Source organism: Verruconatronum alginivorum (assembly GCF_056590205.1).
The window spans coordinates 3,589,761-3,614,867 of sequence record NZ_JBWPVQ010000001.1 but is presented as its reverse complement, the minus strand read 5'-3'; the positions used below and the strand labels follow the sequence as shown (position 1 = coordinate 3,614,867).

Here is a 25,107-nt window from a genome sequence, read left to right as displayed (position 1 = left end):
TCTCAACCGCACGGAGGCGGGACGCCCCCGCCACTTTGTTTAAGCTCCCGGACATACCGAAAATCACGGAAACGGCCGGCGTCGCCCCGGTGGCCTTCTTCGGCCGCATGGATGATGTTGGTCATTTCGCGAGCGGTGACGAAATGGATTCGGAAACCGTTTTCTTGGCGAAACGCATCCAGAATTTGATGACAAAAACGCTCCATTGGATCGCCAAGAAAAACTTCCATATTCGGAGGGATGCCCCCGTGGGTATGGAGCTTGATGAACACCCAGTCCGGCTGTCCGGCAACATGAATGTCGAGATCGATCCAGAGCCGAAGACGTTCCACGGTGGGCGGATTCATCCGGGAAATCTCGCCGTTTTCGAGCCGAGGAAAAACCGCGGCTTTCCTCCGCCGCCAATTCAAACCCAACGGTCCTTGCACCAACAGCAATTCTCCCGCCGCCGGCCGCCGCCCGACCTGCGCGCGTGTTCCCCGGTCATGCGGCTTCGGGCTACCGCTGCTCGCGGCGTAGTAAATCTGGTTCACGATCTTGGTTTGGGTTCGATCCGGCGCCGAGGGCATCGTGAAGTCGGCGTAACATCCGGCTCCCTCCAACACGGCGAGTTCGTCCAGAACCCCGCAATGCCGTCCGTCCGGATGCGAATGAGCCAATGCCCAATTGCCATGAACGAAACCGAACCTCACGTTTCCTTTGGAATCCCGGGACAACGCTCCATGACGAAGCAGATCCGCCTTTCCGCGTTCCAGTTTTTCCCGCAAACCGGCGGACGTGTCCCGGTCATGATGCAGATGCACCTCGATCTCCGCCCCCGTCTCCCGGCAAAGTTCGCTTAGACGATCCAAAATCTCTTCGTCGTATTGCTCGATCGGATAAAAAAAAGTCTGACGCGGCCCGCACCCGTCGGCGTCTTCGAACTGCCGAATCCGCTTCGGGTAATCGCGCTGCCATCGCGCGACCCGCTCCAGAGCCCCCCGTCGATCAGTGTCGTGCAACGGCTCGAAATGATCGCAAATCGCCAAAACCACATCCGTGACTTCGCCAGAAATCCCCTTCCGTCGCGGACGGCGCAGATATCCCGGCAACCACAAATCGGCCGCCCGCAAACCGGGAATCCGCTCGAGAATTGAAGAACGACTCATCCGTTCCCCTCCCGCCTGATTTCCGACACTTGCCCCGACTCCGAAGCCCTGCCCCAAGCGCCACTCGACGTCCCCGACAGCCACGCGAACAAACCGGACACCGCCATCGCATTGAGAAATAAAAACCCGGCCGGCACCGCCACCCCCTTCGTTCGAATCGTCGGGCGCGCGATCCCGAAAATGCCAAGAGCGAACAAGAGGGTTTGAGCCACGAAACAGGCGAGATAGAACTTGTCCGGAAGAGACACACCCCACCGCCCTGGCGAGCGGTCCCCCCCTCTCAAGAGGGGAACTTCCTGTACGCTGATCCCCTCTTGAGAGGGGGGGACCATGCGCGAGTATGGTGGGGTGTGTCCTCGTTCAACGCCCCTTGGGTTCCCCTCCAAATAGGAAGGCGACAACCCCAAAGCCGCTCCGCTCCCCCACATCAAAAGCAGAAACCACGGCGCGGCCAACCGGAGGTATTTATGCGAGATCAGTTGCCACCAGGCGCGGTTTTGCCATGGCAACAACCACGTCGGATAACGGAACAACATCTGGTAGTTTCCCGCCATCGTCCGCCGCTTGCGAACCCGTTCATGCCGCGTGTCCGGTGCCTGCGGATCCCAAGCCACCGCCTCCGGCTCGAAAACCACCCTATGGCCTTCCGTCAACATCCGCATTGGAACAACCACGTCGTCCAACAACGTATCCATCGGAATGGGACAATACAAACTCCGCCGAATCGCGTAGATCGCTCCGGTGCAGCCGATGGTCGAGCCTAAAGCTCCTTCGGCCCGTCGAATAAACGTTTCCATCTTCCAATAAAAACCGATCCCGTCTCCCGTTCCGCTCGCGGCCCGCTCGATTTTCAGCAGTCCGCTGACGGCTCCCACCCGCGGCTCCGCAAAACGGGCGACCAGCTTCCTGATGGCGTTCGCCTCAAACCGTTGCCTGGCATCGGCAAACACCACGATTTCACCTCCGGCCTCCTCCACTCCCCGGTTGAGACCATGGGCCTTTCCACGCCGGACCGGTTCCGCGACCAGCCGAACCCGGGAATCTTCGAATGCCCGAACTACGTCCTGCGTTCCATCGGTCGACCCGTCGGAAACCACCACGATCTCCAGTTTCCCGGGAGGATAATCCGAGGCCATTAGATTACGAAGTCGCTCTCCCATCCGCTTCTCTTCGTTGAACGCCACCAAGACCACCGAGACCGAAGGCAGGCTTTCTTCCGCAGTCACTCCACCCGTCTCCGCCCTTTTCCGCCGTTTCCAGGAAGCCAGGCCTCCGACGAGCATCGGGTATCCGGCGAATACATACGCCACCACTACCAAGCTGGTCCAGAATACGAGTTCGAGAACGGAGGGTATCATGGCATCGCCTCCTTGCTCAGATATTGAGCATCACATAACGCCAGAAGTAGACGGTCGCCCAGGTCAGCGCCACCATCAAACCGATGTCGACAGGACCAATCCGATTCCAGGTCCCTTTTGCCGGTCGTTCCTCCTCCCCCTCTTCGCCGTCGGAACCTTCAATGGCCACGCCATCGCCCGCGAATCGCAAGCGCGCGGCTGCCGACCCGTCGGAGGCCAACGCCATGACCGGCCTCTCATCAACCACCGAAGTTGCACCCGCTCCGGACTTCCCCAGCGCTTCGGCTGCGCTTTCCTTCTCCCGCTCCAGCAGATGCCGATGGAAGGCGGCGATGGCCGCGACGATCAGGAAGAAATAAGCCCGGAACGCCCAATCGATCATCCACGACGAAATCACAAAGGAGACCAGAAGAACGAACAAAATCCTCCGCACCCGTTCTTCCTCTGGAGTTAAATCGCGAGCGGTCATCAAAGTCCGAATACAACAATAAATGATCCCGCAGAACAAAAATAAGCCCAAATACCCGAGTTGAGATCCGATGTGGACATACGACGAATGGGGAGTCATCGCAAACCGATGCTCCCGATAAAACCCGGCTCGAAAGTTGCCGTATCCGATTCCGGTGGTATTCGCCTCCATCGCTTTCAAGCCATAGTCGAATGCCAGAATTCGACCATAAATCGCCGGATCACTTCGAGCCGAACTCAATTCCGCCATCCGGGGAAGTTGGGTGACCGCCGCCCAACCGACCGTCACCGCACCAATTAAAACCCACATCTGCACAATCTTTGGACGGCGGTAGGCCATTGCCGCGACACCAGTGGCAAAACAAGCCAGAAAGGCTCCCTTCGAGTAGGTCAGATAAATGCAATAAGCCGGAAAAAAGAACAAGGGAATCGCCGCGACCCGAACGAAGATCGGCTGCTTCCAAATCATCAGAAAATAGAGCATCAGGAGTAACGGGCCGACACTGTGGCCGAGGACGTTCGGATTCTCGAAAATCGACAGATTCAGGGAAAGCCTTCCCTTCATTTTGTCATGGGTCAGGCTGTTGCTATCCATGAGATCGATTCCGTATTCACTTCCCAATGCGAATAAAGCGATAGCCATGATCAACCCCGCCCAAAAAAACAGGTAAGTCCGGATCCGTGCGAAGGTCGACAGCGCCAAAGCAGTGACCACATAAAAAGCGAACAAATTGTAAACGCTGCTGAATGTCCCACTTCGATCGGTGGCCGTGAGCACAATCCAGAGGAAATAGGCGAGCATCAGATAGTCGTGGGGCGTCTTAAAAACCTCCTTCAACTTGAACCCCCGCTCGCGAGCGACCATGGCGATCAGGGCAAAAGCCATCACCAAAGTGACCGGACGCAACATCGCCACCCCGGGAATCCACTCCTGGGGACGAATGTAGTAGAGAAACAAAAAAAGAATGACCGATATGAAATCCATCAACCCGATTTGACTAACATCCGGTAAAGATCGGCGTATTCACGCACCATTCTGTCAAGGGAGAAGCGGCTTTCGGCTTTCTCCCGAGCCAACCTTCCCATACGTTTCAATCTATCCGGATCCTTCAGAAGCCGCTCCAGCTCGCTGGCCAATCTCTCCGCCGTCGACAAATCTCCCACCACTCCGTCTATCCCCGATTCAATCGCTTCGGCGCTGCCGCACGACCCGTGCGAAAGCACCGGAACTCCACACGCCATCGCTTCCAGGACGACATTGGCCAACCCTTCATTGACCGAAGGGACCACCAAAAGATCCATCGCAGGATAAAGGGTTTCGAGATTCTCCGAGTGCCCCGGAAGATGAATATGCCTGGATGCGGGACTCATTCGGACCATCTCCCGGATTTTGGTTTCCTCCGGACCCCCGCTCCCGATCATCACCAGGTCGAGCGGATAACCCGCCCTCCGCAGGTCTTCGAACGCCGAGATGAGCAAATCGTGCCGCTTGAACGGCCCGAACCTGCCGACCATTCCAATGACCATCTTCTCCCGGACCCCGAGCCGCTGCCGGGCAAGCGCGATATCGCCTGGGTGGAATCGCGTCGCATCCACCCCATTGACAATTGGCACGATCTTGGCCCGGTCGAACCCCTGCTCAAAAAGCTCGATCGCCAAATGCCTGGACACTGTGTGGATGCGGGCCGCCGCCCGGTAGAAAAGGCGGCGCTCCCAGAGTCGTTTCCCACGCAAATCTTCGGGGGGCAGCTGACTGTGTTCACCGTGAAGGACCGGCACCGAGCGCCCCAGCCTCGTCGCCAAAGCACCGTAGATCAGTGGGCCGAGATTGTGGGTGTGGACAACATCCGGACGAACCAAATGAACGCAATTTCGCAGGCGTCGAACCGTTCCGACGGAAAAACCAGGTTGTTTGGCCAGCACGTGAACGTTCGCCCGCGGGTCCAGCCTCGCCGCCATTCGTCCGCGTTTCTCCAAACAAACGACGTGGATGTCGAACTCTCCCACCAGCCGGTTCGCGACATTGATCAAACCATTCTCCATGCCCCCGACATCCAGGGAAAAAACCACGTGCATCACGCGAAGAGAACCAGCAGCAGTCTTATCTTTCGGCGCCAAACTTCGATGGCCATTTACGGCCGTTTTATTTTCAACGGGCGTCATTTTCGGCCGGTTCCAGAGGGTCTTTCCGGGAGATGAACCGCGTCTTCGTTTGCGGCAATGCGTTCCTGAAGAAACGGATTAACGCCCGGAGACGAAAGAACGGCGGTTCGCCGACTTCATCTCGGACGAAAACGAAGGGCCAAAAAACCAATGAGAACACAATATCCCTCAGAGCGGCGCTGGCTCTCCGTTCGTCATGATACATCCAAGATGTTTGAAAACACCAAAACGAAGCTACCCGCAGCCAGAAAAAAAGATTCCATGGCATGCCGGACTCCTGGCGGTAGGCCTTCAGCAAAACCCGTTTCATATTCGCCCGCATCCGATCACTGTGACAACTCATGTTCCGTCCGTGACGCCGGACGCGTACGAGTGAGTCCGCGATCAAATAGATTCGAAATCGAGCGGCTATCCGAATCCACATATCCCGGTCCTCAGAACTCCGGAGGAATTCGTCGAAACACCCGCATGTTTCAAAGACCTCTCTTCTCGCCACCACGGCGTCCGCCGAAAATCGGGTGCGCATGATAAGGTCCTTTCGGGTGACTTCGCGACCATCGATTTCCTTTCCCCGGCGTCGCGTCGGAATCAAACGGCCATCGATGTCGATCAAAACGGTATTACAGGCGATAACCCCAAATTCGGACGGCAGCCGTTCCATCTCCTCGATGCAACGGGTCAGGAAGCGGGGATCCCACTCGTCATCAGCATCGAGGAACGCCACCAGATCTCCGCGGGCGGAACGAATGCCGGTGTTCCGCGCGGCCGAAAGTCCGGCGTTAGGTTGGAAAACATAGCGCACCCGCTGATCGGATTCGACAAACCGACCGGCCACCGCCGCCGTGTCGTCGGTCGAACCATCGTCCACGATAATCAATTCGAATTGGGCGAACGTTTGCCGGAGAACGGACTCCACCGCCCTCGGCAGGAACGCGGCATAGTTAAAAGCCGGTATGATCACCGTCACCCGAACGTCCCCGCGAAACGGTCCGGGGCCGATTGTGACGACCGCGTCAGAGGACATCAGGCGGTGGATTGTTCGGGCCGGGCGTATTTGCTGTAATAGTCCGGCGAATAATAGTAATACCGGTATTGGCTGTAAATGGAGGAGAAATCGACCCGGTTCAGCACGAATCCAGTGATATTGGCACCGTTCGCCTGAAGGTGGCGGACCGCATCCCGGATGGCATGCATCGGTGTTGACTCGCTCCAAACCACCAGCAGGACACCATCGACGTGCTTCTGCAAAATCGCCGCTTCCGATAAACCCAACACCGGCGGACTGTCGATAATGATTCTCTGGTATTTGGTCCGCAACTCGGCCATCATTTCGCCGAAGCGATCGGAATCAATCAACTCGGCGGCCTTGCCGGTATTGCCTCCGCATGGAAGTAAATCGAGGTTCGGCTCGACCGCAACGCAGGCGTTGTTGACCGAAAGTCCGTCTTCAATCACCCCTCGCAAACCCGGCCTCGAAGAGACACCGGTCGCTCGATGCAATCGGCCGCGATGGAGGTCCGCGTCGAGCAACAAGGTCTTTTCGCCCCGCTGGGCAAGCGACCGGGCCATTTGCAAGGAAACCGTGGTTTTTCCTTCATTCGGCAAGGAGCTCGAAATCAACATCACTTGCGACCCGTTTTCATTCTGTGGAGTCAGCGAAAGATTGGTCCGGATTATCCGAAAATGCTCTTGATATTCCGATTCCCGAGCGGATCCCTCCGGTCCTCCTTCAATATATGGAACCAAACCGAGGGAGGCCAACTTAAGCGAATCCTCCAGTTGCTGCGGATCCGATACCCGGGAGTTGATGAACTCCAAAAAGAACGGAACGCTGATCGCCAAACCGAGCCCCAAGGCAAGCGACATCACCACCAACTTCAGGCGGTTGGGCGAAACCGGAAAATCCCGGTGCTGGAGGTGTCCCATAAACTGGAGTTGCACCCGTTCCTTGTCGGACCAAAAATCGAGTGCACTGATGTGCTTCGTCATTTGATCATGGATACTGGTCCACGCGATTTCCCCGGCGTCGAAGCGGGCAAGATCGTGGAGGTGGCGCTGGTGGCGCCGGGTCACTTCCTGCACTTCTGCGAGACGTCCCTCGAGTTCCGTCCGGCGTTCCCGCAAGTTGACGTATTCCAGCTGGAACCGCTCCATCACCGCTTCGAGCTCCAGTTCCAGCGCTTGGTTGACCCTATCGAGTTGGCGGCGCAACTCGACCATCTTCGGATGCCCATGGAGGTAGGTCGATTCATGCTGCCGGATCTCCCGGTGCAATCTCCGCTGCTCCCGCTCCAATTCCTGCCAGGGTAACATTTGCGGACTCACCATCGAAGGGAGGACGACCTGCGGAACATTGCCAACTCCGTTTCCGGTCTCCGGCAACACCTGACCGATCGCCAAGTGGAGGTTCCGATGGGAAAAACGTTCGTCGGCGATTGAGAGCAGGGCCAGTTGTGTCACCGGATCGGGCTCGGCGTTCGCCATCGCCTCCCTCGCCTGTTCCATCGAAGCCAGACGGCGGTTGACCGCCAACAAGTCCCGGGGAATCTCCCTGAGTTGCTCGAACTCGATGAGCAACTTGTCCATTTCGCTCGCTTCCTTGAAATCGAATTTCTGGGCGAACGCCTTGTCAATTTTCGCGCTGATCTGCTCCAACTCCTCCGAGAAGGACTGGATGATCAGCTCCCGGTTTTCAAACCGCTTTTCCGCCCGGAACCGGAGATACTCGTCGACCATGGTCTCCGTCCAGTCCTGCGCCCATTCCTGGGACATCGGCCAGATTTCCACGACGATGTTTCCCTGAGGGTCGTATTGGGCGGTGATTTTGCGCAGATGGTTCGCGGTAATCCCGGCGCGGGACGCATTCACCCCTAAACGCTTGGCGGTTCTCTCCACCAGATGATCGGATGTGAACTGCCGGAGCAGCGCGCGGTCCGTGTGATCGAGAAAAAGGGCTTCGGACCCGACATTGCGATCCATCGGCCGGTCGAGTCGCTCGACCCGGACCACCGACTTGGCATGGTAGACGGGCTTCGCAAAGGTGTAATAAGCCAAGCCCAACTGGAGCGACAGCGCCACCAGCAGCACCATCAAACGAAGGTGCTTCAGGCCGATCGCCACATAAGCGACCAAAATATCGGCGCTGAAGCCGGACTTGAGGGATGGAAGCATGGAAAATACTTATCTTAGAAACTGAAGAACCGTTCGGGAACCACGATGATATCGTTGTTCTCTAGAATGACGTCCGGTTCGTTGCCGCGCTGAATCTCGACAATATTCACGTCGATTCGTTCCTTCGCTTCGTCACCAATGTCGCGCAAAATGTAAACACGCTTCCGGTTCGCGAACCGCGCGAAGCCGCCGCTGCGCAAGATCGCCGAATAGGCTTTCAACTCCTCGTTGGGAGAGAGTTTCAACGGACCGGGATTGGCGACGTTTCCGGTGACGTAAATCAGGTTCGGCGCGATCGGCACCACGACGATGTCCCCCGGATGCACCGGGACGTCGGTGGCGAGATCGAGCCCTTCCAACATCCCCTGCACGTTGAATTCCTCCACCAATTGTTGGCCGTTGACCAGGCGGAGCAAACGAACACGGGAAAGATCGCCGATCTCCGTGATGCCCCCCGATTGAAGAAGAGTCGTCACCAACGTCGGCCGCGCTCCGTCCGCGATCCGCATCGGCCCTGGCTTCTTAAACTCGCCGGTCAGGAACACCACCGGTTCACTACCCAACGTGCTCATCCGCGAGCGCTCGACCACGACACTGGCCCGGCGAATTTGGCTCTCTTCCAAAGCCGCTTTGATCGCGGCTTCCGCATCGGCGACTTCCTTGCCGGCGACCGAAATCCGCCCGACCCGCGGCATGACGATGTATCCGCCGCGACGGATCGGGAACACGCCGTTGAGCGTTTCGTCTTCGAGCACGACCACGTCCAATGCGTCGCCGACCGTGAGGAGATCGTCCGGCATCTGACCGAGTTGCATCAATTGGAGCCGTTCGCGGGCGGACCGCAACTGCGACTCGATCGCCTCCAACTCGGCTTGGGCGTTTCTTTCCCGCGCCCGCCAGGCCAACACTTCGCGGTACCAGCGCTCGACCTGCGGACTCATGTCCCCATTTCGGTTCATTTCCTCAAACTGAATCCGGGTATAATTAAGATCGATCCCGTCGGTATTATAATGCCCCAGCTGAGTCCGCGCGTTGACCAGTTTCGTCTGGGAATAATGGAGCTCGCGGTTCCAGCGGGCTCGTTCCGCGACCAAATCGTCGACTTCCTGGCGCGCATCCTCGATCAAATTCCGCCGGCCTTTCACCGTCATTTCGGAATCCCACAATTCCTGGCGACTCGCCCGTTGACGAGGGGCCGGGATCGGCAAGGCATCGTTCAATTCATACATGAAGCCCTCGACATCGTCGTCATCCACCAAGCCAGGAACCTCCACCTCATCATTTAAAAAGGCGCCGTTCGCACCGTTGTCGGCGGCGCGTATCGTCAGAACCGCAAACATCAAAAAAAGCGAGCACAGTATTAATTTCATGAACTGGTGGGTGAATTAGACGGAAGCGTTAGTGAATTTTGTTTCAATTAGAAGTAAAAAAAGTGTCGACTTGAACGAAACCCAGCGGGTTTCAAAAGAATTTAGTCAAAGTGAACATCACAACTTGTTCTTCATAATCGATGTTCGCCCGCTCGACGGTTCGGTCGATGTAACGGTAATGAAGGTCGGCCTGGAGCGTCCGGTGCCTTACCCCCAGGCGCGCGATCCAGGAATCCCGTTCCCCCAAAGTCCGGTCGTCGTAGCGTCGATTTTCATACCCGCCGGTCACGCTGATGCCTCCGTCGACGATTACCGCCGCGGAGAGTCCCGCGTAGGCGCCCCATTCCCGGCCTTCGGCGCCGGGTAGGTCGAGCAGTTCAAACCGGGTCTCCCGGACGCCAGCCCGCGCGGAAATGGTGGAATTCAATTCGTGCTGAATCAGATACGCCCAGGTCTCCTCCAGATCCCGAAATGGTTCCCGGAGCGATTGGCTATAACTGACCTGATGATAAGTAAGGGGAGTAGGCGTATGCCTCAGGCGGACCAGCCACAATCGACCCCGGCGGTCGAAATCTTCCGCCCAGAAATACCCCAACTCCCCCCGCACCGTCAGATAATCCGAGATCGGACCTTCGGCTCCCCCCCGGGCCTGGTGTCCCCAAGGCCCGGAGTTATACCGATTCGCCTCATACGAAACGAAAGGCTTGAAGCGCATGTTCTCCCGCTCCGACACCAACGAGGCCGTGCCACGGTCCCGTGTCCGGGGCGAAAACCGTTCCCGCGGGCCATAATCATACCACCAGTAAGTCCGGCTGAGCCCAAGATTCAACCGGGTTTCAGTCGGCAACATCCGACTCGCCAAAGCCCCGGTCGTGTTCGACCGGGTCACCGTCGTTTCCGCGGCCCCTCGTCTGCGAAAGGGATCCCGGAAAACGTGACGACCCGCCCGATCCTCTTCTTCGAACTCGAACCCAAGTCCAGCCATCGTGTCCGGATAGGCAAAGACCCGGAACCGGTTATAAACTTCCAAATCCCACTCGTCCAAGCGGGCGTCATACCGGATCTCAGCCAGGAAAAGCGGATGATAGGTGAACGCGTGCAGGGGATCGTTGATCCCGAAACCAGCGAGACCGATCTCCCCTTGCCGGGGTAAATACACCAAACGCCCGGCCAAGCCCAGTTGCAACTGCTCGTTGAATTGATAAAAAAGGGCGGCGCTCATCCGGAAAATCGAAATCGTCCGCCCTTCCGTGTCCGTCGGAGTGAGATTCACGTTGTCGGTATATAAAACCGATCCCGATACCGACAGGAGGTCGAAGTAAAGATTGCCGATCTTCACGTCCGCGTCCTCCGGGCGAAGTCTCCGGCTGATCCCGGGCATGAACAAGACCGGGTCCGAGAGCGCCGGACTCTCTAGCCGCACACTCCCCCCACCCAAAGTGCCCCGCCGCGGCTGCACCCCGATATCCCGAAAAAACCCTTCGTCCTCGCTCCAGTTCTCGGACGTCCGAAACGCCTCAGGCGCCTCCCCTCCCGCAACCGAAGGCACCACCGCCAGAGCGGAACTCCCGGTCAATCCCCATATTAGACCGACCGTCGCGACCCAACGGCAGCCGCCGAAGGTCCCCAACCGCAAAAGCGGCTGCCAGCCGCTTTCACATTGCCTGGCACCCCGTGCCTCGACCGTCGACCTCTCCTCCTCTTTCCCCATCGATTATTTGCCCATCTTCGGGATACACCCCGAAATAACGGCCACCACCGCCGCATACTCCTCTTTCCGGCAGGAAAAAGGAAGATAGACAAGCAAACCGACTCCCGGAAGGCCAATTACCACGAGGGACCAAGCGATTCGTGCCTTCCAGGAAATGGGACGGGAAAGAATACTCGCGACGGCGCAGCCAAGCACCATCAACCAGATGATGGCCGCCGCCAAATACATCACCGGCGTGAACTCGGCTCCCCGAAAATCGAATCTGGAAAGAATTTCCGACATTATTGTAAAAAGGATTACCTACAGAAAGAGCTCCGACCTCCCAAAAATTCTTAGGTGCCGCAAAATTCCGGAAACAAATTGCCCTCCTCGGCTTTCACTATGCAAATTTTGCTCCCGTAGACCTTCGCTGAAAAATAAATCGACGGCGTTTCTGACAATTCCGAATCAAATAGCAAGGTTAAAATCATTGAATTTATATTGTTTTTACATTTCCCATTGACAGCCCTCCCCCGAATGCCCACACGTTCAGCCAATGGGATGCTTGTTTCCCAATGACTCGAAGACTGAATTCCCGCCACACCGATGAAATACAACGGCGTCCTAGATAGAAACCGGGTGCAGACCGCCATTCATTTTTGCGTGGATTCGGTGATCTTCGTCGCGGCGTTCTTCATCGGCGCGCTGCTTCGCTTCGGTCCCGAGGATTGGGGCGCCACGTTTTGGTTTTACCTACCGGGCATCCTCGCCGGAGCCCTCCTCTTTTCCTGCTCCACCTACATCGCCGGCATCTACTCGGAACGACACAACGAACAACGAGTAAAACACGCCCTCCGCCTCGCCGCCTGCCTAACAGTCGCGGTGATCATCATGGTCGGCGTCCTCTATGTCTCCGTCCTCACGCCGGTCGGACGAGGCATCCTCTTCATCAGCATTCCGCTAGCTTATACGGGAAGCCTCCTCCATCATTTCGCGATTCTCCGCCGGAAACGAGCCGTGCGCGAACGGGTCGCCCTCCTGGTCAGCGGCCCCGAAGATGAGGTCCAGGCCCAGGAACTGGCGACCCTTTGGGGACGACACGTCCGCTTCCTCGGCGTCATCGACGACTCTTCCCTTCCTTCGTTTTCCGGAATCCGCCGCCTTGGACGAATCGACCGTCTGGTCGACATTGTTAAGCGGGAAAACATCGACCGCCTCCTCTGCACCGACCGCGCCATTAACAACCCCGACCTTTACCGCCAGCTCTCTTCGGCCCGCTATTCGGGAATCGCCGTCACCCCGCTGGTCTCTCTCTGTGAGGAGATCTATCAATGCGTCCCCCTCGAACTGGTCCGCCCGGAATGGCTTCTCCAGGCCAGCAGCCACCCCCATCTATTTTACATTTCCAAACTCAAACGAGCCTTCGACATCACCGTCTCCTCTCTCCTCCTGGTCCTCGCCTCTCCGCTCCTGCTGGCCAGCATGGCCGCCATTCGTCTCACCTCTCGCGGATCGATATTTTACACCCAAACCCGACTCGGCAGGTTCGGTCGCCCCTTCCGGGTGATCAAACTCCGGACCATGCGGACCGATGCCGAATCGAACGGCCCCGCTTGGGCCGGTGGCCCCCGCGACATCCGCCAAACCGCCGTCGGCGGATTCCTTCGGAAATACCGGATCGACGAAATCCCCCAATTTTTGAACATTCTCAAGGGCGAAATGTCATTCGTCGGCCCCCGGCCCGAACGGCCTGAATTCACCGCCGAATTGAATGAAAAAGTCCCCTACTTCGAACAGCGGCTGATGATCCACCCGGGACTAACCGGTTGGGCGCAAGTCAATTACCCCTACGGCGCCTCGGTCGAAGACGCCCGCCGCAAATTGGAATACGACCTTTATTACCTCAAATACATGAGTCTTTTCCTTGACCTGTTCATCCTCCTCGACACCGTTCGCACTGTTCTTTTCGGCGGAGCGCGAGAATTGCCTCCCCCCCTCCGCTTCACCATCGCATCGAATGTCGCATCCAGCGTCCAGTCGGTCCCGGTCGCAAACCGACCGCCGATCTCCGCCTCCCCCGCCGGAGCCGCATCGGCGTTTGTCCGCTAAGGCCGTTCCCCTGATGAACCGTCGGATCTCCTCAAGTGAAACAGACATTCCTGTCTGTCTCCCCCTTCCAAGTCGCCTTCCCGGATCCATCCTCCCATGAGCCAAGAACCGACCATGGAAGAAATCCGCCAACATTTCGAAGTGGAAAAAGAGTTGGCCGACCGCCTCCGCCGCTCCTCCCGAGCCGAACGCCCGGCCCTCTTCGCGACCCTCTACGACGAACTCTTCGCCCGAGTCCCCCATCACGCCCGCTTGCGCCGCCGCGCCACACCCGAAGCCTCGGCCCGCGCGGTCGCCGCCCAATACCGGCTGATCGAACCGCATTTAGCCGGCGTTGAAACATTCTTCGAATTCGCTCCCGGCGACTGCCGGCTGGCTTGGAAAGTCTGTGAACAAGTACCCCACGTGATCGCCGGCGATATTTCCGATCAAACCGGCGACGCGCCCGCCCCCGCCAATTTCCGGCTCCTCATCTACGACGGCTACAACCTCGACCTCCCCGACGCCTCAGTCGACCTCGCCTTCAGCTACCAATTCATCGAACACCTTCACCCCGAGGACGTCCCTCTCCATTTCCAACTCGTCCACCGCCTCCTCAAACCGGGCGGAAAATATATTTTTTCCACCCCCCACCGCTTCTCCGGACCGCACGACATCTCCCGCCACTTCTCCGATGAACCCCAAGGCTTCCACCTGAAAGAATGGACCTACCACGAACTGGCCACCGTCGCCTTAAAAACTGGTTTTTCCCGGTGGAGTTCCTTCCGTATGGGAAAACTCCGAGAATCCATTTGGGCCAACACCTTTACCCTTCTCAGCGAAAGCATCCTTGGAAGGTTGCCCGCCCAGGCCAAACGTAAACTTGCCCGAAAGCCCTTCAACGGCGTAGCAATGGCCGCGTGGAAATAAGTGGTGCCAAGCTTTAAGTCCATTTTCCTTTGAAACAGAGAAACTCGATTCACTCATTTCCAATCAACTTCCATTTTTCCCATCCCGTCTTTACCGCAGTAAAAACCAAACGGCTCAAAGCCTGTCACCACTATAAGGAAGAGTTTTCTTGCTAAGCAATTTACGGAAAATCAACTCGCTACTCACCCCACGTCAGCGGTGGCAAGCCTTTGCACTTCTCGCCCTGATGATAGCGATAGGGGCCATGCAGGTAACTTCGGTGGTTTCGATCCTACCGTTTTTGGTAGTCTTGGCTAATCCCGAAGTGATTGAAACGAACCTCTGGCTTAATCGCGCGTATGAGACCCTTGGCTTCTCCTCTTCAAACTACTTTTTGATTGCGCTCGGATTCATCGTACTCTCGGGCGTTATTATTGTAAATGGATTTTCCGCTCTGGGTATCTGGCTACGAATGAAATATGCGTGGTCGCTGAATGTCTACTTGTCCCGACACCTTCTCGCCCGATATCTCTCCCGCCCCTACCTCTTTTTCCTAAATCGAAATAGTTCCGAATTCGCGAACACGATACTATCCGAAACCAACAAACTCACGAACGGATTCATTCTTCCGCTGCTAGAGTTCCTGACCAAAAGCGTTACGGTTGTCTTTTTATTTATCCTGATGATCGTAGTGGATCCAAAAGTAGCGATCACAGCTACAATTTTTTTCGGAAGTCTCTACTCCACAATCTATATTTTTTTGCGCAGCAAGATGTTCGTTATCGGGAAGGAACGAGTAGTCGCAAACCGATCCCGATTTAAATCGGTCCAAGAAGCATTCGGCACAGTAAAAGAAGTTAAGATCCTCCAACGCGAGAACCATTTCGTCATGGGTTATGAAATCCCCACCAAGCAGGTCAGTCGATTGACGGTCACCGAAGAGTTAATTTCCGAAATGCCTCGATTCGTCTTGGACGCGTTGGCCTTCGGCGGTGTCGTCATTCTCGTTCTTTACCTCCTAATGACGCGAGGAGGAATCGATCAGTTCTTGCCTGTTCTAGGTCTTTACGCTCTGGCCGGATACCGAATGATGCCCGCTCTGCAGGCGGCCTTCGTCGCCTTTTCTAAACTCCGCTTTAACCAAGCGATCGTCGATTTGATTCATAGGGAAGCGAAAGGCGACGAATCATTGGCTCCGGAAGATTTCCCAACCTTAACGGTTGAAACCTCTCCCCGACCGAAAGCCCCGGAAAAATTGCCATTCCAAAAGGCAATCGAACTTAGAAACATTTCTTTTCGCTACCCCGGTGCCGTACGGCCTGCGCTGAGAGACATTTCTTTGCAAATTCCGTACCACTCAAAAGTGGCCTTCTGCGGTGCCACCGGCGCAGGAAAAAGCACGGTTGCGGACATCCTACTTGGACTGCTGGAGGCCCAGAGTGGAACACTCGTCGTCGATGGCTCAATGATTGGCCCACAAAACAGGCGTTCATGGCAAAGAAACATCGGGTATGTTCCTCAAACCATTTATCTGGCCGACAGCACCATCGCCGAAAACATTGCATTCGGCCTTCCGAAAGGGGAAATTGACCGGGAGCGGATTACACAAGCGGCTGAGATCGCCAACATCGCGGAATTCATAGAAAACGAACTACCGAATCGATACGACACTATCGTAGGCGAACGCGGAGTGCGGCTAAGCGGCGGCCAACGGCAGCGAATCGGTATTGCCCGAGCACTTTACAATAACCCGGAACTCCTAGTCCTTGACGAGGCTACCAGCGCCCTGGATGGACTTACTGAAGGAGCTGTGATGGAGGCCGTCCATAACGTCGCCGAAACAAAAACCGTTGTTATAATTGCTCATCGCCTAACTACAGTACGCGACTGCGATCAGATTTTCCTAATGGAGAACGGAACAATTGTCGCCCGCGGCACATACGGCCACTTAATCGAGGAAAATCATCAGTTCAAAAGAATGTCTGGAGAATCACATAGTAAACAAACTTCGACTACTGATTAACCAATCATTCTATCCATAAATGGAACTTTTCTATTACTGCAAGAAGACTAACTTCGGGGATGCCATTAACCCCTGGTTTTGGCCGCACTACATCAATTTCGAATTCACAAAAAACTCCGATCAACTAATGGTGGGGATCGGGACCCTCATTAACAACTGCCTGCCTGAATCATACCGGAAAGTCCATATAGTAGGATCTGGAGCAGGTTACGGAAAATTTGTGCCTGAATTGCGCGAAAACTGGAAGGTGCATTTTGTGCGGGGTCCTATAACCGCAAAGGCCCTCGGGCTTTCCGAAACCACCGCAATTGCTGACCCTGCAATCCTCTTAAATGAACTGATTTCGGTTAACAATGACCGGAAATTTCCATGCGGATTCATGCCACATATCAGTGTTGATTCACCCCGATTGCGTACAGTTGTTGAACAAACCGGTTTTCTTTATATATCTCCTTGTGATGACCCACTACGGGTGATTCATCAAGTAAATCTCTGCGAAAAACTCATTTGCTCTGCCATGCATGGTGCTATTTTAGCGGAAGCCTTGCGGATCCCCTGGTACCCTATAGCCACATCTCATGAAATCCTTAAATCAAAATGGCAAGATTGGTTTCTCTCCATGAATATTAAGGCAGACCTACACAAAGTCCCCAGCATATGGCCCGCCGTCGGAAAAGGTGCCAAGGGAAAATTGGCTGCGTTTGTTAAGGAAGGCTTATTTTCCTATCAACTCCATAAAATCTTTCGTCGAGGTCCGTTTATTTTAGGCTCAGAGTCACACTTGTCCATTCGCAAAGATCAACTCAAAGAAGCCTTGGTGAAGTTCAACAAATACGTTCAAACATTAACTTAAAACATTAGAGACAATGGACCATCACTGATCTTCCGGTATGAGATCACTCCATATATGCATGATTTCCCACAACTTCCCGCCATTCCCGGCGGGAGGAGTGGACGTAAGAATCGCGGACTTGGCATCAGGTATCATTCAGACCGGCCATCGAGTGACGGTTATAGGAATACCACCAAAGGAACGAGGTATCACAAAGGAAACTGTCGAGCAAGTCAACTTAGCCAAAGTCATTCGACTTCCACCAGCCTCGCCAATGTGGCGATGGAGACCTGGAATGGCATGGGATCGAGTTCGCCTCTATCGAAGAATCAAACAAGAACATTCGAATGATCCATTTGATCTTATTGACACGACCGACGGCTATGGATGGTTACCCCTCGGCGGTCCCTCACAGGTCCCCGTTGCTGTCCGATTGGACGCTACACGAACCTACTATGATCATTGCCTCGGCAAGTCCACGGATGAATTTATCAGACGCCTCGAAAAAGCGCATCTCTTGCGAAACCCTTTTTGGGCCGCACCATCCTACCATGCGGCACAAGGCACTAAGGATCTGTTTGGAATCGATCGAGAATGTGAAATCATCCATAATGCAGTTGACACCACTACATTTTCTCCGTGCAGCGAGGACTTGACAGAAAAAGGATTGGTAGTCTTTGCCAATGGAATTGAGCCGAGAAAGGGAGTAAGGGAATTACTGGAATCTTTTAATGATTGGGGTGTAACCCACCCTTACACTCGGTTGCTTCTGATTGGAAGTCATACGTCCCCTCCGGTAGACGGGAAACCCTATCACATCAAATGCCTCGAAGGCGTCAAAGAGACCCTCCGCTCACGAATAGTCTTCGCAGGTCACCAAGACCGGATCAGCGGTGTCCTCCCATGGCTTCGTAAGGCTCAAATCTGCTGCTTCCCGTCCCATATTGAAACTTTTGGAATCGCTCCCTTGGAAGCCATGTCCGTCGGAAAACCAGTAATATATTCGACAACCGGTCCTGGTCCGGAATTAATCGAAGATCATAAATCGGGGTTACTCGCAAACCCTTTTGACGCCAGAGACATTTCAGCTAAGATCACGTATCTTCTCAACCACCCCAAAGTGGGAAGAGAACTTGGACGGCAAGCCCGCATCCGAGCACTGGATAGATTTGATAAAAACAAGTGGATTGAACAAAATATTGAATTTTATCGTAAGTGCATTACGAACTACCCAAAAAATCGAAACGATTCAAGCCAGTGAAATCGGTCTCCCAGCCCTAATACCATTGGTCCCTTTCAAGGGAAATTTCGACTTTGCCGAGAGCATGCATAAGGATGCCGCACCGCAAGAGCATCGTGCTTAAACAATTGGATATCATATCCATTCGAACGCAGCAGCTCTTGTGCCTCAGATTTTTCGCTCTCCGAAAGATGCTTATGCTCGAAAACCACAAGACCTGGATGATATCGCTTAAAATCAAACAACTGGAGAACTTGATAGTCAAACCCCTCAGTATCAACAAACAAGGCATCAACGCTTTCACATAAGTGCTTCTTCAAGAGGCCTCCGAATGATATCGTCTGAACCTCCTCGACAGCAATCCAACCACTCGGGTCAGATGGCATGGTTATCCCGGCGCTCCGGGCCTGCTCCGCAATGTATCCGCTTTGAAAATGCGCCTCGATGCAACTCCTATCAAATGAGGCTAGACCTGAAGCCCAACGGGCGTCGGAAAATGCAACTTTGTACAGCGCCCGGGTCCCACAAACGGCATCGATAGCGGCATTCTCAAAGGTGATACCAGTAAAACCGGTCAAGTTCTTCCTGAGTTTCTTAAAGGCCTCTGCCTGCGGTTCAACCAACACCCCACGCCAGCGGAGGCCCCGAATGACAAGACTAAAGGGATCGTCTCGAAATCCGTCATTGGCTCCGACTTGGACAAAAAAGACATTATGCCGTTTACGTCGCGAGAATGCCTGCAATTCCCGTTCGATCGACGTGCGGGGCCGACAGCGATATTTATAGTATAACGGAAAGAGAACAGGGCTGTGCTCCACCCTATTTCGAATTCGATCCTTAAATTCTCTGCAAAAACTCATAGACCCACGCACTGCGGCTCACGCCAACGATTCTCTCTCCCCAATGAGACTCCTCATCAATTCTCCGTCATCATCGCGACTGCCCCGACGGAGACAAGTCTTATGATTTTCCCTACGATTGATTCTGATTTTCCGAGAGGTGCGGCCATCAAGTTGAAAAGAGTAGGCAAAGAAAGGATTGCATCCTGTTAAGGCGGAAACTTTGCTCGAATTCCAATGCGTCTTTTCAAAGAGAACCGAGTCGCACTCGTCTGCAATTCCCTCGAAGCCTACGCCGGGGTTGAACGACGCACATTGGAATTGGCCTACCATCTTAGGGACCGCGGGCGAGAAGTCGAAATTGTGGCACTTCGAACGACAGGAAAGGTGGCGGATCTTTATCGGGAAGCCGGCTTTTCCGTTCATTTTATTCCGGTCTATCGCTACACGGATCGTATCGTTTTCTCCCCACTCAAACTTCTCCGTTTGGCAGTTTTTTTCCTCCGACGTCGCTACGGCGTGATCGTTGGGATCCAACCGCCATCCCATTATTTTGCCAGATTGGCGGGATTCCCGCCCTTGAACCGAAGGCTCTTTGCTATGGAAAGACTGAGTTTGGAGCAACGCGGCCGCCGATTTCGCACCGCCGACCGACTCCTTCAGAACTGGACGACCCGGATCATTTGCGTCGGATCATTGATGCGAGATCAGCTAATTCAAAACTGCTCGGTTTCGCCTCATAAAGTCTTGGTGGTTAACAACGGAGTTAGCTTGGATAACGACTCGACTCCCGAACCCTCATATTATCGCCTCCTGAAGGACAGTTTCGTTTTCGGATTCGTTGGGCTGCTCGAACAACGGAAGCGCCCGGACCTCATTCTAGGGGCGTTCATTCGCATTGTCGCCACCAACCCTGAATCCAAATTGTTTTTCGTCGGTGACGGGCCCCTCCGGGAACGTCTAGTTGAGTCCGTGACCGCCGAAAATCTTTCAGAAAAGGTTTTTTTCGTCGGGGAACAATTGAATCCCCATAAATTTTATCCCTTATTCGACGCTTTCGTGTTTCCCTCGGTGCTCGAAGGCTTTGGAACAGTCTGGGCCGAGGCCATGACGCACGGTATCCCTGTCATTTGTGCCGATATCCGCCCGATGAACGACTACGTTCGCCACGAAGTTAATGGGTTATTGGCAACGCCAAACGATATCGATTCCCTGGAAGGTCAAATGCGACAATTGCTTTCCGACTACACTCTGCGAAAACGCTTAGGTGAAGCGGGAAGAGCTTATGCTTTAGAAAATTTTGACAAACGGGCTCAGCTGGAAAAGCTGGAAACGGTTTTTTGGCCGGATAATTGATGTCCCTACGACAACCTACTTTTTAACTATTCCCTTCTAAATGACTCTAGCGGACCAGTTTCTTCGCTTCCTGATCGCCGGCAGTGTCGTCGCGGCGGTGGATCTTGCGGGGTATAACGGATTCCTGCGGCACGCCAGGGGGACGCGATTGGCGGCCAGCCTTTTCTCCGTGACCCTCGCGCTGGGTGTGAGCTTCGCCTTGAACCGGAATTGGGTGTTCGCCGAAGCGAACGGCGGAAAATGGCCGGTGGTGGAGTTTCTTATCATCACTCTTGTTTCAGCCTATTGCATTCAATCCCTAGTGGTTCACTCTCTGTCCAAACACTGGAGATTCCCGAAATCAATCGCCCGGAGGATGACGGGAAACGTGATAGATTTCCTCGAACGAAACATTATTAAAGCGGTCGCCATCGGCGCTTCGTTGGTCTGGAATTTCTGCTGGTACCGGTGGTACGTGTTCGCGTGAAAGCCTTCAGCTGTTTTTGGTTCTTGGTTCTTGGTGCTTGGTGCTTGGTTCTTGGTGCTTGGTTCTTGGTGCTTGGTTCTTGGTGCTTGGTTCTTGGTGCTTGGCTCTTGGTGCTTGGCTCTTGGGTTAAGTAGAACGTCCTCTCTGTGACACGGACATTCTTGTCTGTGAAGATCACCGAAAATGAAAAACGGAGAACCAGGACCTATTCGGGTTTTACAGACAGCACAAGGTATTGAGCCCCCAGCGGTAAACGACAGAGCGGGGGCTCAAGCCAACGGAGCCAAGCCAAGGGACGGGGGAAAATGAAGTGAAAGTCGGTCGTCACCGTCCGGAAACCACCCTCTTTCAACAAGCCGCGGGCTTCCACGACACTGAGCGTGATCGCGTCGCGGTCGAAGGGGATCCGTTTCATTACGATCCGGGTGCCGGGATTCCACGGATTGTTTTCCCAAAAGGCGAAGACACCGCCAGGCCGAAGCGACCGCCGCACGTAATCGACCGCCGCCGGACGACCGCCGGGGGGAATGTGATGGAAGACTCCGTTGCAAAAGACCAGATCGAAGCGACCGTCCGGCGTGTATTCGCGTAAGGTCGAGAACCGCACGTTATCCGCTCCGTGGTTCTGCCGGGCGACCTCCAGCGACGCGTCAGAGGGATCGATCCCCACGAAGTCCTCCGGTGAAAAAGCGTCGCGCAAAAAGGGTGTTCCGCTGCCGGTGCCGCAGCCGTAGTCCATGATCTTCTTCGGAGCGATCCCGAGTTCGGCCAGCCGTCGCTCCAGCCATTCGACCCGGTTCCGGGCGAAATAATCCTTCCCTTCCCCGGATACCGAAATGCCTTCCTCCAACGCCGCGTCATAATCCGCTGCGTAGTGGTCGAACTCCGAGGATCGTTGAACCTTTGGTTTCATCCGGAAAAAGTCATTAAAGCTCCAGCAAAGACGCCAAAAAAACTCCAGTCATTCTTTCCGTGTATTCCGAGTATTCCGTGGTCCCCATCCTCCGCATTCAGCGTTCATCGGCCGCGCTTCAATCCCAGCACGCTCACAAAGAAGACCGACAACACCGTCTGCACCCCAAGGGCGGTCAAGGTCGTCCCGGGAATCGCCCAACGCATGGTCCGGGCGTAATCGAGTTCCCCGAATCCGACCGCCCACCATTGCACCACCGCCGTCAAAAGCATCGTCACCCCGAGGACGAACATTGCCCCGCCGATCGCCAGTCCACGCTCGAGGCTGAAGATCTCCAGAAACCGCGCCAGTCCCGGATCAGGCGGCAGCAACCGTTCGTTGATCGCGAACGTCTTGGCGAAGACCGCGAACTGCACCGCCTGATACCCGAGCAAAATCCCCAAACTCGCGAACAAGAGCGTGTGGGCGTCGAAGGTGAACGGCCCCAAGGTCACTCCCGGCAACGCGATGGCATATCCGAGCAGTCCCAACAACATCAGCGCGATCCCCGGCACCAGGAACAACCATCGGGGACTGAAGGCCAAAAAGAAGCGGAGCGTCCGCCAACCGTCCCGCACGGTCCGGAGATGCGGGGCGTGGGACTTCCGTCCATCCGGGTGCAAAATGATCGGACATTCGGCGATCTTCGCCCCGTGCAAACTCGACTTGATGATCATTTCCGTCGCGAACTCCATTCCTTCGCAACGGAGTTCGAGCCGTTCGTACCATTCCTTGGTGAAGCCGCGCAGCCCGCAATAGATGTCGTTGATCGGAGCCCCGAACATTCGCTTGGCCATGAACGAGAATGCCGGATTCCCCAGCCACCGATGACTCCATGGCATCGCCCCCGGACTGACTTTCCCGCCGCCCGCCGGCAATCGGCATCCAGCGACCAAGTCGTATCCTTCCCGCAACTTCTCCAAAAATCCGCTGATTTCCGAAAAATCGTAACTGTCGTCGGCGTCTCCCATGATGATCCACTTCCCCCGGGCCGCCGCGATGCCCCCTTTCAGGGCGTTGCCGTAACCGCGTGCGGCCACGGGAACGACCCGGGCGCCCAGTCGCCGGGCGATTTCCTGCGATCCGTCGGTGCTGCCGTTGTCCGCGACGATCACCTCGCCCCGAATGTCGGCCTTGGCCAAACTGCGGAGCGCTTTTCGCACGCAGACCTCCAACGTATCCGCCTCGTTGAGACACGGCATCACGATCGAAATCTCGATCGGTTCTTCGTTGTGTTGAACTTCGGGTTGATCCTGCACGGCTGTAGTCATTGGCGGTTAATTATGATGAGTTGAAGCGCTTCCGGGTATTCGATTCCATCTCGCCGGATGGGAAGGACATCCGTCACGGTCAACGGTTCCCCCGCTTCCACCGCCCGAGCAAAAAGTTCATGATGGGCTTGCCGCAACCGCTCCGGCACCGAGCGGTCGAGCAACACGCGGCTGATCCCACTCGAAAGGAGATAATTCGTCAAGCCCGCCTCGTCGGCGAATTTCGCCTCGTAACCGCTCCCGGTCCACCCGCTGGTCGCCAGTTCCTTGCTTCCCCGACGAATCGTCGACCCCGGCCGTCTCTCCCGCATGGCGACTTCCGCGATAAACATCCCTTCCCCCCGGGCGTCCGAAACGATCAAAAACTCCCCCGCGCCGCCCGGATCTTCCGTCAACAACAGTTCCGCCGCCGCCCCGAATCCCCCGAAATCCTTCGCGGGCACGAAAAAGGTCTGACCCAAAAACGCCGCCGTCAACGCGCCATAAATCCCGATTTCCGCCAGCCTCCGCTTCAGTCCGTATCGTTCCAACCACCCCGCCAGCCAATCCGCCCCGGCCACCGCGAACAACACCACCGCCGGCAACGCCGGAACCAGATACCGCGGTTCGTAACTCGACGGCACCACGAAATGCAGCGCCAACACCCCAAGCATCACCGCGCCAACGGCCGGCCAGATCGCCCCACCCGTCCGCCAACGTCCGACCAACGTCACCCCGATCCCGACCACTCCGGCCGCCAACAACCCGAAACCGACCGCCTCATAAAGCCTTCCCAAATAATACGGAATCGCCCGCCCCGAATATCCCCACCCCCAGCCGTCCTCCACGAATCCGCCGCTGGTGATCGAATAGGTCATCGCCGCCCACGGTCCGGCGACCGCCACCACAATCACCGCCGGCGCCCAAAACGCACCCCGCCTCAGCCACTCGAACCGCCCCGTCCAACCGAGCACCGCCAACGGCACCAAGGCCAACAAAATCGCGTTCATTTTGGTCAAGATCGCCGCCGCCGCCATCACTCCGAAGCCGATCGCCCAAACCGCCCGCTCCCGTTCCGCGAACCGGGCGAAGCAAAGCGCGGCCGCCAATATGAGAAAAGCGACCGGCATTTCCGCCATCAGACTGGAGGTCGACTGCTGGATCAGCGGTAAACAAAGGAAAATCACCGCGCCCCAGACCGCCTTCGCCGGATGAAACTCCCGCCGCAATATCCAGAAAACCAGCCAAGCCGTCGCCGCCGAGATCACCGCCATCAATCCCATCACCGAAATCCGATGGGGAGTGAACGGAAGGGTCCATGCCGACTGCATCACGTAAAACCCCGGCGGCCAATGGCCGATCGCCACCTTGGGATAGTGCTCGTAATACCGTTCCGCAAACCGCAACGGATGCTCCGGAAATCCCCCCGCCAAGTAATCCCGGACCATCAATCCGGTCACGTAATGGGCCGCTTCGTCCGGATGCGACCCGAATTCGCTCACAAACGCCCCCGCCCGATATTGCCCGGTCAAAGCCAACACCAGAAGGAACAGAAAGCAAACAAGCCCCGCGCTCCAGCCCGGGCCCATGGGGAAACCGCTCTTCATTTTCCGACCTCCGGAATCGAGCACACGGCAAAGGAGAACGGACATTCCTGTCCGTTCAGACCCGGACAGGAATGTCCGGGCTCCTTTGGGCCCGGGCCCATGGGGAAACCGATCTTCATTTTCCGTCCTTAATAGGCCCTCCCTATTCCCCTGTCTAGTCCGGAATCGACCCACGAC

At 55.8% G+C, this 25,107-nt stretch carries 20 protein-coding genes; 7 read left to right on the top strand and 13 right to left on the bottom strand.

Annotation, left to right across the window (positions count from 1 at the left end; genetic code table 11):
* Positions 1-2: 2 nt before the first annotated feature.
* The 9 genes from ACWUI2_RS12780 to ACWUI2_RS12740 form a co-directional block, all read right to left on the bottom strand.
* Complete coding sequence (locus ACWUI2_RS12780; protein ID WP_486983238.1) at positions 3-1,148, bottom strand: hypothetical protein; 1,146 nt, start codon at positions 1,146-1,148, stop codon at positions 3-5.
* On the bottom strand, positions 1,145-2,506 hold the full coding sequence (locus ACWUI2_RS12775; RefSeq protein WP_486983237.1) for a glycosyltransferase family 2 protein: 1,362 nt from the start codon (positions 2,504-2,506) through the stop codon (positions 1,145-1,147). The genes ACWUI2_RS12780 and ACWUI2_RS12775 overlap by 4 nt, the downstream gene beginning before the upstream one ends.
* 16 nt (positions 2,507-2,522) lie before the next feature.
* Complete coding sequence (locus ACWUI2_RS12770) at positions 2,523-3,959, bottom strand: O-antigen ligase family protein (RefSeq protein ID WP_486983236.1); 1,437 nt, start codon at positions 3,957-3,959, stop codon at positions 2,523-2,525.
* Complete coding sequence (locus ACWUI2_RS12765) at positions 3,959-5,050, bottom strand: glycosyltransferase (RefSeq protein WP_486983235.1); 1,092 nt, start codon at positions 5,048-5,050, stop codon at positions 3,959-3,961. Before ACWUI2_RS12765 ends, ACWUI2_RS12770 begins: the two co-directional genes overlap by 1 nt.
* Before the next feature lie 73 nt (positions 5,051-5,123).
* Positions 5,124-6,161 (bottom strand): glycosyltransferase family 2 protein, encoded by a 1,038-nt coding sequence (locus ACWUI2_RS12760; protein WP_486983234.1) that lies wholly within the window; start codon positions 6,159-6,161, stop codon positions 5,124-5,126.
* The gene (locus tag ACWUI2_RS12755) at positions 6,161-8,308 is read right to left on the bottom strand and encodes a polysaccharide biosynthesis tyrosine autokinase (protein WP_486983233.1); all 2,148 of its coding nucleotides are present in this window, start codon (positions 8,306-8,308) and stop codon (positions 6,161-6,163) included. Before ACWUI2_RS12755 ends, ACWUI2_RS12760 begins: the two co-directional genes overlap by 1 nt.
* A gap of 14 nt (positions 8,309-8,322) precedes the next feature.
* Complete coding sequence (locus ACWUI2_RS12750) at positions 8,323-9,678, bottom strand: polysaccharide biosynthesis/export family protein (protein ID WP_486983232.1); 1,356 nt, start codon at positions 9,676-9,678, stop codon at positions 8,323-8,325.
* A gap of 91 nt (positions 9,679-9,769) precedes the next feature.
* Positions 9,770-11,389 (bottom strand): hypothetical protein, encoded by a 1,620-nt coding sequence (locus ACWUI2_RS12745; RefSeq protein WP_486983231.1) that lies wholly within the window; start codon positions 11,387-11,389, stop codon positions 9,770-9,772.
* Between the two features lie 3 nt (positions 11,390-11,392).
* Positions 11,393-11,671: a hypothetical protein gene (locus tag ACWUI2_RS12740; protein WP_486983230.1), complete on the bottom strand. Its 279-nt coding sequence runs from the start codon at positions 11,669-11,671 to the stop codon at positions 11,393-11,395.
* A 303-nt stretch (positions 11,672-11,974) separates the two neighbouring features.
* Between ACWUI2_RS12740 and ACWUI2_RS12735 the strand changes: the two genes are divergently transcribed.
* From ACWUI2_RS12735 to ACWUI2_RS12715, 5 genes are all read left to right on the top strand, one after another.
* Positions 11,975-13,477 (top strand): exopolysaccharide biosynthesis polyprenyl glycosylphosphotransferase, encoded by a 1,503-nt coding sequence (locus ACWUI2_RS12735; protein ID WP_486983229.1) that lies wholly within the window; start codon positions 11,975-11,977, stop codon positions 13,475-13,477.
* Positions 13,478-13,573: 96 nt separating this feature from the next.
* Positions 13,574-14,386 (top strand): class I SAM-dependent methyltransferase, encoded by an 813-nt coding sequence (locus ACWUI2_RS12730; RefSeq protein WP_486983228.1) that lies wholly within the window; start codon positions 13,574-13,576, stop codon positions 14,384-14,386.
* Between the two features lie 148 nt (positions 14,387-14,534).
* A complete protein-coding gene (locus ACWUI2_RS12725) occupies positions 14,535-16,388 on the top strand; it encodes an ABC transporter ATP-binding protein (RefSeq protein WP_486983227.1) in 1,854 nt (617 codons plus the stop codon).
* Between the two features lie 19 nt (positions 16,389-16,407).
* Positions 16,408-17,241, top strand: a complete 834-nt coding sequence (locus tag ACWUI2_RS12720; RefSeq protein WP_486983226.1) for a polysaccharide pyruvyl transferase family protein — start codon at positions 16,408-16,410, stop codon at positions 17,239-17,241.
* Between the two features lie 58 nt (positions 17,242-17,299).
* Positions 17,300-18,481, top strand: a complete 1,182-nt coding sequence (locus ACWUI2_RS12715) for a glycosyltransferase family 4 protein (protein ID WP_486983225.1) — start codon at positions 17,300-17,302, stop codon at positions 18,479-18,481.
* 35 nt (positions 18,482-18,516) lie between these two features.
* On the opposite strand, the gene ACWUI2_RS12710 is transcribed toward ACWUI2_RS12715, so the two are convergent.
* The gene (locus ACWUI2_RS12710; protein ID WP_486983224.1) at positions 18,517-19,203 is read right to left on the bottom strand and encodes an FkbM family methyltransferase; all 687 of its coding nucleotides are present in this window, start codon (positions 19,201-19,203) and stop codon (positions 18,517-18,519) included.
* A 333-nt stretch (positions 19,204-19,536) separates the two neighbouring features.
* Between ACWUI2_RS12710 and ACWUI2_RS12705 the strand changes: the two genes are divergently transcribed.
* A complete protein-coding gene (locus ACWUI2_RS12705; RefSeq protein WP_486983223.1) occupies positions 19,537-20,655 on the top strand; it encodes a glycosyltransferase family 4 protein in 1,119 nt (372 codons plus the stop codon).
* Positions 20,656-20,695: 40 nt separating this feature from the next.
* Positions 20,696-21,121: a GtrA family protein gene (locus ACWUI2_RS12700; RefSeq protein ID WP_486983222.1), complete on the top strand. Its 426-nt coding sequence runs from the start codon at positions 20,696-20,698 to the stop codon at positions 21,119-21,121.
* 205 nt (positions 21,122-21,326) lie between these two features.
* On the opposite strand, the gene ACWUI2_RS12695 is transcribed toward ACWUI2_RS12700, so the two are convergent.
* The 3 genes from ACWUI2_RS12695 to ACWUI2_RS12685 all read right to left on the bottom strand — a co-directional run bounded on the left by ACWUI2_RS12695 (position 21,327) and on the right by ACWUI2_RS12685 (position 24,930).
* Positions 21,327-22,034 carry a class I SAM-dependent methyltransferase gene (locus ACWUI2_RS12695; RefSeq protein WP_486983221.1) on the bottom strand — a complete coding sequence of 236 codons (708 nt, stop codon included), beginning with the start codon at positions 22,032-22,034 and terminating at the stop codon, positions 21,327-21,329.
* A gap of 104 nt (positions 22,035-22,138) precedes the next feature.
* Positions 22,139-23,344, bottom strand: a complete 1,206-nt coding sequence (locus tag ACWUI2_RS12690; RefSeq protein ID WP_486983220.1) for a glycosyltransferase family 2 protein — start codon at positions 23,342-23,344, stop codon at positions 22,139-22,141.
* Positions 23,341-24,930 (bottom strand): ArnT family glycosyltransferase, encoded by a 1,590-nt coding sequence (locus ACWUI2_RS12685; protein ID WP_486983219.1) that lies wholly within the window; start codon positions 24,928-24,930, stop codon positions 23,341-23,343. Before ACWUI2_RS12685 ends, ACWUI2_RS12690 begins: the two co-directional genes overlap by 4 nt.
* Positions 24,931-25,107 lie beyond the last annotated feature (177 nt).

Excerpts from the sequence above, each read along its gene's own strand:
- ACWUI2_RS12780 (WP_486983238.1), bottom strand. The coding sequence starts at position 1,148 with ATGAGTCGTTCTTCAATTCTCGAGCGGATTCCCGGTTTGCGGGCGGCC.
- ACWUI2_RS12775 (WP_486983237.1), bottom strand. The coding sequence starts at position 2,506 with ATGATACCCTCCGTTCTCGAACTCGTATTCTGGACCAGCTTGGTAGTG.
- ACWUI2_RS12770 (WP_486983236.1), bottom strand. The coding sequence starts at position 3,959 with ATGGATTTCATATCGGTCATTCTTTTTTTGTTTCTCTACTACATTCGT.
- ACWUI2_RS12765 (WP_486983235.1), bottom strand. The coding sequence starts at position 5,050 with ATGCACGTGGTTTTTTCCCTGGATGTCGGGGGCATGGAGAATGGTTTG.
- ACWUI2_RS12760 (WP_486983234.1), bottom strand. The coding sequence starts at position 6,161 with ATGTCCTCTGACGCGGTCGTCACAATCGGCCCCGGACCGTTTCGCGGG.
- ACWUI2_RS12755 (WP_486983233.1), bottom strand. The coding sequence starts at position 8,308 with ATGCTTCCATCCCTCAAGTCCGGCTTCAGCGCCGATATTTTGGTCGCT.
- ACWUI2_RS12750 (WP_486983232.1), bottom strand. The coding sequence starts at position 9,678 with ATGAAATTAATACTGTGCTCGCTTTTTTTGATGTTTGCGGTTCTGACG.
- ACWUI2_RS12745 (WP_486983231.1), bottom strand. The coding sequence starts at position 11,389 with ATGGGGAAAGAGGAGGAGAGGTCGACGGTCGAGGCACGGGGTGCCAGG.
- ACWUI2_RS12740 (WP_486983230.1), bottom strand. The coding sequence starts at position 11,671 with ATGTCGGAAATTCTTTCCAGATTCGATTTTCGGGGAGCCGAGTTCACG.
- ACWUI2_RS12735 (WP_486983229.1), top strand. The coding sequence starts at position 11,975 with ATGAAATACAACGGCGTCCTAGATAGAAACCGGGTGCAGACCGCCATT.
- ACWUI2_RS12730 (WP_486983228.1), top strand. The coding sequence starts at position 13,574 with ATGAGCCAAGAACCGACCATGGAAGAAATCCGCCAACATTTCGAAGTG.
- ACWUI2_RS12720 (WP_486983226.1), top strand. The coding sequence starts at position 16,408 with ATGGAACTTTTCTATTACTGCAAGAAGACTAACTTCGGGGATGCCATT.
- ACWUI2_RS12715 (WP_486983225.1), top strand. The coding sequence starts at position 17,300 with ATGATTTCCCACAACTTCCCGCCATTCCCGGCGGGAGGAGTGGACGTA.
- ACWUI2_RS12705 (WP_486983223.1), top strand. The coding sequence starts at position 19,537 with ATGCGTCTTTTCAAAGAGAACCGAGTCGCACTCGTCTGCAATTCCCTC.
- ACWUI2_RS12700 (WP_486983222.1), top strand. The coding sequence starts at position 20,696 with ATGACTCTAGCGGACCAGTTTCTTCGCTTCCTGATCGCCGGCAGTGTC.
- ACWUI2_RS12695 (WP_486983221.1), bottom strand. The coding sequence starts at position 22,034 with ATGAAACCAAAGGTTCAACGATCCTCGGAGTTCGACCACTACGCAGCG.
- ACWUI2_RS12690 (WP_486983220.1), bottom strand. The coding sequence starts at position 23,344 with ATGACTACAGCCGTGCAGGATCAACCCGAAGTTCAACACAACGAAGAA.
- ACWUI2_RS12685 (WP_486983219.1), bottom strand. The coding sequence starts at position 24,930 with ATGAAGAGCGGTTTCCCCATGGGCCCGGGCTGGAGCGCGGGGCTTGTT.